Consider the following 12,316-nt stretch of genomic DNA (forward strand, 5'->3'; position numbering starts at 1 on the left):
AAATGGTAGTAGGAGATTTCCCAATCGAACTTGATACTCTTGTAGTAGGTTCAGGCCCTGGTGGTTATGTAGCAGCAATTCGCGCAGCACAAACAGGTCAAAAAGTTACAATCGTAGAGCGTGGAGCATTAGGTGGCGTTTGCTTAAACGTTGGCTGTATCCCATCTAAAGCTTTAATTTCTGTAGGTCACCGTTTTGAGCACGCTCAACACTCTGACGACATGGGTGTTGTTGCATCAGAAGTTAAATTAGACTGGTCAAAAGCACAAGCATTCAAAGACGGCGTTGTTAAAAAATTAGTAGGCGGCGTTGAAGGTTTATTAAAAGGAAATAAAGTAGACATCTTAAAAGGTGAAGCATACTTTGTTGATGGAAACACTGTACGTGTAATTGATGGCGATAAAGCCCAAACTTACACATTCAAAAACGCTATTTTAGCAACTGGATCTCGTCCAATCGAAATCCCAACATTCAAATTCACTAAGCGTGTAGTATCTTCTACAGGTGCTTTATCATTCCCTGAAGTACCAGGTAAATTAGTTGTAATCGGTGGCGGTTACATCGGTACTGAGCTAGGTTCTGCTTACGCTAACTTAGGTTCTCAAGTAACAATTATCGAAGGCGGTAAAGACATCTTAGCTGGTTTCGAAAAACAAATGACGCAAATCGTTAAAAAAGGTCTTAAAAAGAAAGGCGTTGAAGTAGTAGTAGGCGCATCTGCTAAAGGCGTTGAAGAAAACGAAAATGGCGTGATCGTTACTTATGAAGCTGGTGGCGAAGAAAAAACGGTTGAAGCAGATTACGTATTAGTAACTGTAGGTCGTCGTCCAAATACAGACGAAATCGGTTTACAAGAAATCGGTATCGAATTTGCTGATCGTGGTTTATTAAAAGTTGATAAACAAGGTCGTACTTCTGTACCAAACATCTATGCAATCGGGGACATCGTTGCTGGTCCACAACTTGCGCACAAAGCTTCTTATGAAGGTAAAGTGGCTGCAGAAGCAATCGCTGGTGAACATTCAGTAGTTGATTACTTAGCTATTCCAGCAGTATGCTTCACAGATCCAGAAATGGCTACTGTAGGTTACTCTGAAGAGCAAGCGAAAGAAGAAGGTCTTGAAGTGAAAGCTGCCAAATTCCCATTCGCTGCAAACGGTCGTGCATTAGCGCTTAACGCTACTGACGGTTTCGTTAAATTAGTAGCTCGTAAAGAAGACGGTTTATTAATCGGTGCTCAAATCGTTGGTGTTGGTGCATCTGACATGATTGCTGAAATGGCTACTGCGATTGAAGCGGGTATGACTGCAGAAGATATCGCATTAACTATCCATGCTCACCCAACTTTAGGTGAAATTACGATGGAAGCTGCAGAAGTATTATTAGGCAACCCAATCCACATCGTATCTAAATAATAGATAATTTTCCAGGCTGCGTAGTACAAATTTTGTACTGCGTAGTCTTTTTTGTCCAAATAATTGTTCAGTAGTTGGTTCGTTACTATAAGTGAATGGTGCCCAAATTAATTTGGAATTGATGATGAAAAAATTTACTTTCAAAAAATAGATTAAGTACAGTGTTACTTATTTTTGGAGGGCTCCGGCATGACAGCATATTTAAAGTCAGCACCGTATGGCTGACTTTAAATACTGCGACGAAAGCGTAGCGACAGGAGCAAGAATTCTTTTTGCGACGAAAACGAAGTGACAGGAGCATTCTTGCTTCTGCGGGTAGTAAAATCGCGATTTTACTATCCTCGGCGCAAAGAGAAATTCTAAAAAATGTTTTAGAATTTCCCTTTACTACTGTCTTTAATGCCGTATGCAAAGCCCGCCAAACTAAAATGTTGTCTTTAAATTTAGTTAAAAGAGTCTAATGCTGCCGCTTGCGCTATTGCGAGGCGGCGGGGATAAATAAAATATATCCCTGTTTACAATGTTGTAGCTTTGAATAAAAGTTGGATCTGTAAATAAAAATTAGCTATTTTGAATGCCTCAAAATTAAATCACTTTTAGATGAAAGTAAACTCTATTTCAATAACCAAGCTTAATTAAGCACACTTCATTTATTTGCTTTGTAATAAAAACCAACTTTATTTTTATAGTAGAGTGCCGCGAAGTGAAGGGGCGGACTCCTTGGGGATAAAGCGTGCGCGGAAAATCCACTATATGGTTGCCGCCGTAGTGGCAACCATATAGTTAGTTGAAGCCACGCCCCCAGGAAAGCATGCCCCGTAGCGTAGCAGAACGAATTATATTGAGTGTCCTTAATTCTAAATTTTGTATTGAAAAATACTCATCGTGAATTTGGAACTATTTTATTTCACAATGGTTGTTTTTATTAAGTTCCGTTCTACTATTCCAAGAGAACTATGTAATTGCCCGCTACAGTCATGCAGGAACGATTTAAATGAATCCAACCAACCCATGTATTGATGAAGAACTTAAACATGAAATAAAGTCGATAAATCAAGAATTTCGTTAGTTATTATCTAAAAATGAAATAGACACATAATTTGAATGGGCGTAAAATGGGACTGTATAAGGGGGAATAGTTATGAATATTGTGCGTACGATTGCTCAAATTGGTATTATCACTGTGTTTTACTTATTTGGTCAAGCGATTGTCGATTTTACTGGGATTATTATTCCAGGTAGTATTATCGGCTTAGTGCTATTATGGTTGGCGCTATTCTTTAAAGTATTAAATGTGAAATACATACAAAAGGGAGCTAGTATTTTACTTGCTTATTTAACATTATTTTTTATACCTTCGACAGTTGCGGTAATTAAATATCCCGAATTGCTAACGGTTTCAGGTGGACTGCTAATTTTAGCGGTAATTATTAGTACGCTAGTTTCATTAGCGATTACGGGAAAAGTAAGTCAGTTTATTGAAAAGAAAGAGCTGCAAAAAAAGGAGGACAAGTCTGTTGCAACAGTTACTACTAATCCTGTTCATCATAAGTAGTACAGTATTGATCTTTGTGCTACTGAATAAGCTATATTTAAAAGTAGGGCACCCATTTTTGCTACCGATTCTAACAGCAACGTTTCTTACGGCTATTGTGCTTTTAGTATTTAATATTCCATATGAAACGTATATGGAAGGCGGTCAATGGATTTCAAAAATGCTTGGACCCGCCGTTGTTGCGCTTGCGTTTCCTTTATATAATCAACGCGAATTGATTTTTAAGTACAAGTATTCAATTATTATCAGTATTGTTGTGGCAATGATAGCAGGGCTCATTAGTGTTGCTATGCTACTGATATTATTTGGTGCGAGTCATACATTTTTATTAACTTCTCTTCCGAAATCACTAACAACACCTGTAGCTATGCAGGTGAGTGAGGAAATTGGAGGAATTGCACCGCTAACTGCCGTATTAGTAATGGTGGCTGGTTTTACTGGAGCTATGCTAGGGGCAACTGTATTTAAAGTATGTAAAATAGATACTGCTATTAGTCGTGGTGTAGCGATGGGAAGTGCCTCGCATGGTGTGGGCCTAACAAGATTAAAAGAATATAGCGATGAGGATTTATCAATAGGGTCGTTATCAATGGGTTTGAGTGCAGTTACCGGGGCATTTTTTATTCCGATACTCGCAATGTACTTATTTTAAGGAAAAAGGGGACATCCCAGAATTACTTCTAGGAAGTCCCCTTTATTTTGAAAATTAATTATTAGAATACATAATGCGGATAACTTTTGCAAAGATTAGCTTTATGTCCAAGCTAAAGCGCTAACTTCTTGGACATGTGGTCTTTCCTTCAAAAGTGGTGGAGCGTTTACTTTTGAGTCAGGCCCACATGTTTGTTGGAGTTGTACAAATATTTTGGTGCTTTTGCCCTAAAAAATCGCTTTTCGTTCTTTAATAACGCGGATATTTTGTAATGTGCTATCTTCAGGGCCTTGCACGGGAAGTCCTGCTTCAATATTCATTTGAATGAAGTCGATAGTACTCTGCGTAATTATTTCCCCGGGAATGAATAACGGGATACCCGGAGGATAAACCATGATAAATTCAGCGCAAATATAACCATCTGCCTGAGCTAATGGAATGCTTTCGGTTTGTGCATAGAAGGCATCACGTGGTGTCATAGCAAGTGCTGGAATTTCAGGGATTTTGACATTTGTTTCAGTAATGGTAGCTTCTGAATCAAATGCTTGTGACATACGAGAAAGCGCATTAACAAGCAAGTTAATTTCCTTTTTCGTATCGCCAATTGTTATTAAACATAAGATATTATAAAGATCCGACAATTCTACTTCTAAATTGGCGTTTTGACGTAACCATTCTTCAGCTATATGTCCGGTAATCCCTAAATCCTTTACGCTTATTAAAAGTTTTAAAGGGTCCATATCAAATGTTGCCGATGTACCTAATTTTTCACGACCTACACAATGTATGTGTGGGATTGTGTTAATACGTTTTCGTGCATCCTTGGCTAATCGAATCGCCTCATCTAGTAAATCATAGCCATTTACTGCAAGTTGACGACGTGCTGTGTCAAGGGAAGCGAGTAATGGATAGGAGGTAGAAGTCGTTGTTAGCATTGAAAATACAGATTGTGCACGTTTTACTGAAACAAGCCCTTCTTTAACATTTAAAACAGAGCTGCCGGTCATAGAGCCACCGAGTTTGTGAACGCTAGTTGCAGCCATATCTGCACCAACTTGCATTGCAGATAGTGGTAATTCATCATGGAATTTAATATGAACACCATGTGCCTCGTCAACAATAACAGGAATGTTGTGTCCATGTACAATATCAACAATACGTTTTAAATCAGCGACAAAGCCGAAGTAAGTTGGGTTAATGACTAGAACAGCTTTTACATCTGGATAGGTCGTTAAGGCACGTTCTACGGATTCAGGAGAAATACCGTGAGAGATGCCAAGTTCTGTATCTACCTCTGGATGAATAAAAATCGGAATAGCGCCCGCAAAAACAATAGCTGACATTATCGATTTATGTACATTCCGCGGTACTATTATTTTATCGCCTGGACCGACGACGGTCAGAATCATAGTCATAATGGCGCCACTAGTACCTTGTACGGAAAAGAATGTATGGTCAGCACCAAAGGCTTCAGCGGCAAGTTCTTGCGCTTGTTGAATAACGCCTTTTGGAGCATGTAAATCGTCTAGTGGAGCAATATTAATTAGATCAATTGATAAAACGTTGTCGCCTACGAATTCTCGGTAAGCTGGATCCATACCTTGGCCTTTTTTATGACCTGGAATATGGAACTGAATAGGATGTCTGTTGCGATGCTTTAAAAGGGCATCAAACAATGGAGTCTCTAATTGTGACAACGCAGGTACCACCTCACAATAATGTAATTTTTAAAAACAAATGAATTATAGCACCTTCTAGTGTTGCTGACTATAAAAATTTATAATAATTATAAGTAATTTATTTATTAACTGGGGGAATGTATATGAAATGGCAAACGCGTGTGTCAGATTTATTGCAAATTGATTATCCAATTATTCAAGGGGGATTGGCCTATTTAGCGTATTCTGAACTTGCTGCGGCAGTTTCAAATGCTGGCGGCCTAGGGCAAATAACGGCAATGAGTTTACCGAATCCGAAAGCTTTAAAGGAAGAAATAGGAAAGGTTCGCGGGCTTACAGACAAGCCCTTTGGTGTGAACTTTGCTATTGGAATGCATGGGACTGGCTACGAAAAAATGGTCGAAGTTGCTGCAGAAATGGATGTTCCAGTAGTAACAATAACAGGAGGCAATCCATCGGCAATTTTTGATATTTTAAAAACTTCACGTTGTAAAAAGCTTGTGCTTGTTGCGGCGAAGCGACAAGCGCAAAAGGCTGAACAATTAGGAGCTGATGCGGTTATGGTTGTAGGACAAGAAGGTGGAGGGCATTTGGGGAGAGATGACGTTGGTACGATGGTTTTAGTGCCGCAAGTTGTAGATAGTGTATCTATTCCAGTCATTGCTTCGGGTGGTATTGGAGATGGCCGTGGTTGGATGGCTGCGCACGCCCTAGGAGCAGAGGGAATAGAAATGGGTACGCGCTTTATCGCTACGAAAGAATGTATTCATGCATCGCAACGTTATAAACAAGCATTAATGGACAGTGATGAAACAAATACAATCGTTATAAAACGTTCAATTGGCGCACCGGCTCGTGTGATTCGCAATGATTTTACAGATCATATATTAGCGATTGAACAACAAACACCAACATATGAAGCATTAAAGTCTTATATTAGTGGTGAAGCGAATAAAAAATTTATATATGAGGGCAATGAAGAACAAGGTTTTGGTTGGGCAGGGCAAGTAACAGGTATGATTCATGATATTCCGAGCGTCGAACAGTTAATTCAGCGTATGGTTGTACAAGCGGAAGCATTCCGTATAAAATGGGGACAGTAATTACGTAAAGGTAGGTAACAACAAATGGAATATTCATATCCACTTAATACAGATTGGACAACACAAGAAATGGTTGATGTTGTACAATTTTTTGAAGTAGTCGAAATGGCTTACGAAAAAGGCGTAAAGCGTGAATTAGTCATGACACGTTACAAACGATTTAAAGAAATCGTACCATCACAGGCGGAAGAAAAAACAATATGCCGTGACTTTGAGGACGCAAGTAAATATGTAGCATATCGTGTTGTGAAGCTTGCAAAAGAATTAGCGGATGGCCAAATTGTAAAAATGAAATAATGTGAAAGAGCTGAAAACGAATATCGTTAACAGCTCTTTTTTTAACATTTTTCAAATTGACAGGAATGTTTGCCAACCTTTTGTGCATAGTAATAATAAATGGTTTACTTCTTACCAATAATGATGTTATAGATGGGCATTAACTCATCGAAAGTTTGCTCAGCTAAATGTAAAAAGCTTTTTGCTGACATATTTACTGCATCTTCGGCAGGAATATGACGACCTACTAAAAATTCGCCCTTTTTTACATCACGTAGGCGAACAATCATTTTTTCTAATTGCGTATCACGTGCTTCTTTCAGCGAGATAGCAGCTGGTTGCATATGATCGCCTGAAATGACATAATCATCGCTTAAATTTTTCACAGAATTGATGTTTTGAAGTAGGCGTTCAGCCATCTCTTGTTTATGTGGTGCTTCATAAATTACAGCAACAACGATAAATAAATGTGTGCCCCAAAGTCCAATTTGAAAGTGAGGTAATGATTTGTAACCGCGTTTATACGGGGCAAATGCTACCCAAGAATCTTTTGGCGGGTTAACTGTACGACGTGCATGCTTTGCAACGTGGGCGAAAAATTCATCGCCTGTTTGTGCGCTGAAATAACTAGAAAAAGTCTCGCCAAGCTCGTGAAATTTAGGGCGAACGATAGAAGTTAATGCTTCCATACGCTCGTCTAAACCTTCAATTTGGAATACTTGAAAGTCCTCGTTAGACCAATTAACAATACTCATATTTTTTATATTCCTTTCGAATAAATGTTTAATTTTTTAGTTTTTTGGGAAAAAATCAGTTAATAGAAACTTTTTACCATACGAATTAACTTCGCGTAACGACAGTAGTCTTAAATGACTGGAGGTGTTATCCGAAACGGTGAATTCGCTTAGTGGTAAATGTTTTATACTAAAGACGAGGAAGTGATTATTATGAAACAGATGATTAAAATTATACGCAAAGTAGACATTGAAAAGCAATATGAAGAAATTTTAATGCTTGAAATGGATTATGAATTAGCGACATTATTTACAGCCATGACTGATAATGACCAATCTGAAATCGACAAATCAAAAAAACGTTTAACTGAAATCCAAGAGGAACTAAAAGGTCTACATGTATATGCTTAGAAAAAAAACGTATCCAAAATAAAAAATCACTTGCAGATTTAAGATTGCAAGTGATTTTTTGTTATAATAAAACTATTTAAAGGACAGGATTTTTTAGTGGACAGGTAACTTTGAATTTATTTATGAAAACCACATAGGAAAAATCTTTAATTACGTCATTTTGCGCGAAATGCGTTTTTCTCAAGGTAAAAACAATACGTTTCGTAGTTGGAAGGTGGATGCTAATATGGATATCAAACAAGTGGATGAATTTGCAAAAGAAATAATTTTTAAAGCAGGCCAAAGAATACGTGATGCCTTTTCTTATGACATCGAAATTGAAACAAAATCAAATGCCAACGATTTAGTGACGAATATTGACCGTGAAACAGAATTATTCTTTATCGAGAAAATTAAAGAGTTTAATCCGACACACCGTATTTTAGGTGAAGAAGGTATGGGCGAAAAGGTGGAGAGCTTAGAAGGGGTTGTATGGATTATTGATCCGATTGATGGCACGATGAACTTCGTAAAGCAGCATCGCCACTTTATGATTTCGATTGGTATTTACGTTGATGGGGTTGGAAAATTAGGGTACATATTTGATGTGATGCGTGAGGATTTATTTAATGCGATTTCAGGGGTTGGGGCTTGGTATAATAATTCACCGCTACGCAAATTACAGCCACTTAAAATTGAAGAGGCAGTAATCGGTATCAATGCCAATTGGGTAACGCCAAATAAGCGGATTAACCATGATAAAATCATTGAACTTGTGCGTACTGTTCGCGGAACACGTTCATATGGTTCTGCCGCGATGGAGATTGCGTTTGTAATAAGTGGTAAGCTAGATGCGTATATTTCGATGCGTTTGGCACCTTGGGATATTGGTGGTGGTGTTGTCATTGCCAAAGAGGTAGGGGCCGTCGCAACGAACTTTAATGGAGAGGTCTTTGACTTTTTAACGCAAGACACGTTTTTAATTGCTAACCCAGCAATTCATCAATTAATTTTAGAAAAATATATTGAAGAAAAAAAATAGAAAAGGGGTTGTCCGAGAAGTGATTCAAGGACAGCCCCTTTGTACATAATAGCGAAAAAACGATTATAACAAGCCTTTGTCGCGGAATTTGCGTTTTTGTATGAACGCCATGCCGAAAATTGCGCACATCAGAACAACACCAAGTACAACAGTAATCCAACCGATTGTTTCGTATTTATCGCCAGTCATGAAAATAAGTGAAAATGCAAAACCAATGCTAACCATCGATAAGATAGCAGCTAGCGCATAAATAAACATAACGAATTTTGCTTTATTCATCATCTATACCTCCAACTTTCAATCATTTATGTGACAAAAATGAACATGAATTTTTCTAAAAAGACATTTAATCTTTCTTGTGCTATAATATCACAGTTAAACAATTGAAAAAAGAATATGGAGTGGAATAATGACAAATTTACGTCAAGATATACGTAATATCGCAATTATTGCTCACGTTGACCATGGTAAAACAACGTTAGTAGATGAATTATTAAAACAATCAGGTACTTTCCGTACAAATGAGCGCGTTGAAGAACGTGCAATGGACTCAGGCGACATCGAGCGTGAGCGCGGAATTACGATTTTAGCTAAAAATACAGCAGTAAACTATAATGGTACACGTATCAACATCCTTGATACGCCTGGACACGCAGACTTCGGTGGAGAAGTAGAACGTATCTTAAAAATGGTAGATGGCGTTTGTTTAGTTGTCGATGCGTATGAGGGTTGTATGCCACAAACACGCTTTGTATTAAAAAAGGCGTTAGAACAAAAAATTACGCCAATCGTTGTAGTTAACAAAATTGACAAACCTTCTGCTCGTCCATTAGAAGTTGTAGACGAAGTATTAGAATTATTCATCGAGTTAGGTGCAGATGATGACCAATTAGACTTCCCAGTAGTATATGCTTCAGGTGTAAACGGTACGGCATCATTAGATCCAGACCCAGCATCACAAGAAGAGACATTAACATGCTTATTCGAAAAAATTATCGAAGCTATTCCAGCGCCAGTTGATAATTCAGACGAGCCATTACAATTCCAAGTTTCATTACTTGACTATAATGACTTCGTAGGTCGTATCGGTATCGGTCGTGTATTCCGTGGAGAAATTTCTGTAGGTCAACAAGTTTCATTAATGAAACTTGACGGTACAGTGAAAAACTTCCGTGTAACAAAAATCTTTGGTTTCTTCGGCCTAAAGCGTGAAGAAGTACAAACAGCTAAAGCTGGTGACTTAATTGCCGTTTCAGGTATGGAAGACATCAACGTTGGTGAAACAGTTTGTCCAGTAGATCATCAAGAAGCGTTAACACCATTACGTATCGATGAGCCAACGTTACAAATGACATTCTTAGTAAACAACTCTCCTTTTGCAGGTCGCGAAGGAAAATGGGTAACTTCTTCTAAAATTGAAGAACGCCTACGTTCACAATTACAAACAGATGTATCTTTACGTGTTGAAGATACAGACTCTCCAGATGCTTGGACAGTTTCAGGTCGTGGTGAGCTTCATTTATCGATCTTAATCGAAAACATGCGTCGTGAAGGTTTTGAGCTACAAGTATCAAAGCCACAAGTAATTATTAAAAACATCGATGGTGTGAAATCAGAGCCAATCGAGCGCGTACAAATCGACATTCCTGAAGAAAATGTTGGTTCAATTATTGAATCTATCGGTATGCGTAAAGGTGAAATGTTAGACATGATTAACAACGGCTCAGGACAAGTTCGTTTAATTTTCAACGTACCAGCACGTGGTTTAATCGGTTACACAACAGAATTCATGTCATTAACTAAAGGTTTTGGTATGATGAACCATACATTCGATCACTACGCACCAGTAGTTCCTGGTAAAGTAGGCGGACGTCACCAAGGTGTATTAGTATCAATGGAAAACGGTAAAGCAACAACTTACGGTATGATGGGTGTTGAAGACCGTGGTACATTATTCGTGGAGCCAGGTACGGAAGTTTATGAAGGGATGATCGTTGGTGAAAATACACGTGACAATGACATCACTGTAAACATTACAAAACAAAAACAAAAAACAAATATTCGTTCAGCAAACAAAGACCAAACGAATGTTATTAAAAAACCTCGTATTCTTTCACTTGAAGAAGCATTAGAATATTTAAGTGATGACGAGTATTTAGAAGTAACACCAGAATCAATCCGTTTACGTAAACAAATTCTTGATAAAGGTGAACGTGAGCGCGTAGCGAAAAAGAAAAAGAACGCTGAATTAGAAGCATAACAATTGGCGTTAATAGGGAAAGGTTGAATGATGTTGAATATGATGGCTGTGTTATCTAGCTATTTAAATTTAGTATTACTAGCAACTGTATCTACAATTGAAAATGATTATGCATTTAATCGTATGTCAGGAATTACAAGATATTTATACGGAAATTTACCAAGCTTCGAAATAGCAGGCTATGTAACATTCGTTCTCGTATTCCTTTTATCGGCTCTTGTCTACAAACTAGGTTTTGCAAAAAAATTATCCATCGGCAGAAATATAATAATTTATACATTTCTATTTGTAGGATGTATTGTTCTAACGTTTTTAGCATTATATTTACCGATGATCGAAGGGTTAATTATTTCGGCTTTAATTTTAATCGTTTATAAATCACGCTTATGGCGCGAAAAACGTGGAGAAGCAAAGCAAGCATAATTTTTAAGGGGTGGAAAAACAAATTTTGTTTTTCTGCCTCTTTTTTGATGTAAGGGTGTTTGTTTGCGTATGTTTACAATGTAGCAGTATAATTTGTTATTGGAAAATAAATAAAATGGAGTAGAGGATTATGAAATTTACAAAAAAACAAGTAATCATTAGTGTTTTTTTAGCGCTAGTCATTATTTCATGTATTATTTTCGTGCCTGCTGTATTATCGGCGAAAAATGAAGATAATGCTGCAGCAGAATTAAGTGAAATTTACAACGATCAATTTGTTGTAACAAAATCAACAGCGGGTGCGTTTACTAAAAAATTTGAAGTAACGGTACAATCAGAAAAAACAAAAATAGTTTATGATTTTGATGTAAATGACGGCGAATATATTGGTGAATATTATGCTGAAAACGTTAATACAAAAGTAAATGAACTGTTACAGCCAATTGTTGGAGAAGAAAACCTAGTGATGTCAAATGTATTTCAAAACGGTTTACAACAAGATATTACATTAGATGAAGCAAACGTAGAAAATGCAACAGTGCATATTTTGGTAGAAGAAGATATTTCAGAAGAAACAGCACAGCAAATCGCCAATACCTTAAAAGCACAATTTGGTGAAATTCCTGTATTAATCGAAGCGTATGTGGTTGACGAAGAGCCTATATTCGAAGGGGTAAAAACCGAAGTAGGGCAGTTCTTCCAACTTAGCAAAATCAATGCAGAAAGTTTCATTGATTTTAAATTCCATAAGCAGACGTTTAATTATTAATATGCTTCGGCATAATTA

The 12,316-nt window shown here is 37.5% G+C and carries 13 protein-coding genes; 10 read left to right on the forward strand and 3 right to left on the reverse strand.

Annotated elements, in window-relative coordinates; genetic code table 11:
- The first annotated feature begins 2 nt into the window (after positions 1–2).
- The 3 genes from lpdA to O7776_RS03885 all read left to right on the forward strand — a co-directional run bounded on the left by lpdA (position 3) and on the right by O7776_RS03885 (position 3,622).
- Positions 3–1,415, forward strand: a complete 1,413-nt coding sequence (lpdA, locus tag O7776_RS03875) for a dihydrolipoyl dehydrogenase (RefSeq protein WP_274309328.1) — start codon at positions 3–5, stop codon at positions 1,413–1,415.
- A 1,141-nt stretch (positions 1,416–2,556) separates the two neighbouring features.
- Positions 2,557–2,970: a CidA/LrgA family protein gene (locus O7776_RS03880; protein ID WP_255731159.1), complete on the forward strand. Its 414-nt coding sequence runs from the start codon at positions 2,557–2,559 to the stop codon at positions 2,968–2,970.
- A complete protein-coding gene (locus tag O7776_RS03885; protein WP_274309329.1) occupies positions 2,933–3,622 on the forward strand; it encodes an LrgB family protein in 690 nt (229 codons plus the stop codon). Before O7776_RS03880 ends, O7776_RS03885 begins: the two co-directional genes overlap by 38 nt.
- A gap of 227 nt (positions 3,623–3,849) precedes the next feature.
- On the opposite strand, the gene O7776_RS03890 is transcribed toward O7776_RS03885, so the two are convergent.
- Positions 3,850–5,319 (reverse strand): aminotransferase class I/II-fold pyridoxal phosphate-dependent enzyme, encoded by a 1,470-nt coding sequence (locus O7776_RS03890; protein ID WP_274309330.1) that lies wholly within the window; start codon positions 5,317–5,319, stop codon positions 3,850–3,852.
- Between the two features lie 125 nt (positions 5,320–5,444).
- Between O7776_RS03890 and O7776_RS03895 the strand changes: the two genes are divergently transcribed.
- The gene (locus O7776_RS03895; protein WP_274309331.1) at positions 5,445–6,404 is read left to right on the forward strand and encodes an NAD(P)H-dependent flavin oxidoreductase; all 960 of its coding nucleotides are present in this window, start codon (positions 5,445–5,447) and stop codon (positions 6,402–6,404) included.
- 24 nt (positions 6,405–6,428) lie between these two features.
- Entirely contained in the window at positions 6,429–6,701 is a 273-nt protein-coding gene (locus O7776_RS03900) for a UPF0223 family protein (RefSeq protein ID WP_274309332.1), read from the forward strand.
- 104 nt (positions 6,702–6,805) lie between these two features.
- Here O7776_RS03900 and O7776_RS03905 read toward each other — a convergent pair whose 3' ends face one another.
- Positions 6,806–7,435, reverse strand: coding sequence for a YktB family protein (locus O7776_RS03905; protein ID WP_274309333.1), 630 nt, complete (start codon positions 7,433–7,435; stop codon positions 6,806–6,808).
- A gap of 192 nt (positions 7,436–7,627) precedes the next feature.
- On the opposite strand from O7776_RS03905, the gene O7776_RS03910 reads away from it, so the two are divergent.
- Positions 7,628–7,825 carry a hypothetical protein gene (locus O7776_RS03910; protein WP_274309334.1) on the forward strand — a complete coding sequence of 66 codons (198 nt, stop codon included), beginning with the start codon at positions 7,628–7,630 and terminating at the stop codon, positions 7,823–7,825.
- Positions 7,826–8,051: 226 nt separating this feature from the next.
- Positions 8,052–8,846, forward strand: coding sequence for an inositol monophosphatase family protein (locus O7776_RS03915; protein WP_274309335.1), 795 nt, complete (start codon positions 8,052–8,054; stop codon positions 8,844–8,846).
- A gap of 63 nt (positions 8,847–8,909) precedes the next feature.
- Here O7776_RS03915 and O7776_RS03920 read toward each other — a convergent pair whose 3' ends face one another.
- Complete coding sequence (locus O7776_RS03920) at positions 8,910–9,125, reverse strand: DUF5325 family protein (RefSeq protein ID WP_274309336.1); 216 nt, start codon at positions 9,123–9,125, stop codon at positions 8,910–8,912.
- A 130-nt stretch (positions 9,126–9,255) separates the two neighbouring features.
- Here O7776_RS03920 and typA point away from each other — a divergent pair, with 130 nt between their 5' ends.
- The 3 genes from typA (at position 9,256) to O7776_RS03935 (ending at position 12,298) form a co-directional block, all read left to right on the forward strand.
- On the forward strand, positions 9,256–11,106 hold the full coding sequence (gene typA, locus O7776_RS03925) for a translational GTPase TypA (protein WP_274309337.1): 1,851 nt from the start codon (positions 9,256–9,258) through the stop codon (positions 11,104–11,106).
- Between the two features lie 27 nt (positions 11,107–11,133).
- Positions 11,134–11,529, forward strand: a complete 396-nt coding sequence (locus O7776_RS03930; RefSeq protein WP_274309338.1) for a YlaH-like family protein — start codon at positions 11,134–11,136, stop codon at positions 11,527–11,529.
- 130 nt (positions 11,530–11,659) lie between these two features.
- Positions 11,660–12,298 carry a fucose permease gene (locus tag O7776_RS03935; RefSeq protein WP_274309339.1) on the forward strand — a complete coding sequence of 213 codons (639 nt, stop codon included), beginning with the start codon at positions 11,660–11,662 and terminating at the stop codon, positions 12,296–12,298.
- Positions 12,299–12,316: the final 18 nt, after the last annotated feature.

This window comes from Solibacillus daqui, from assembly GCF_028747805.1.
Taxonomy (GTDB): domain Bacteria; phylum Bacillota; class Bacilli; order Bacillales_A; family Planococcaceae; genus Solibacillus; species Solibacillus daqui.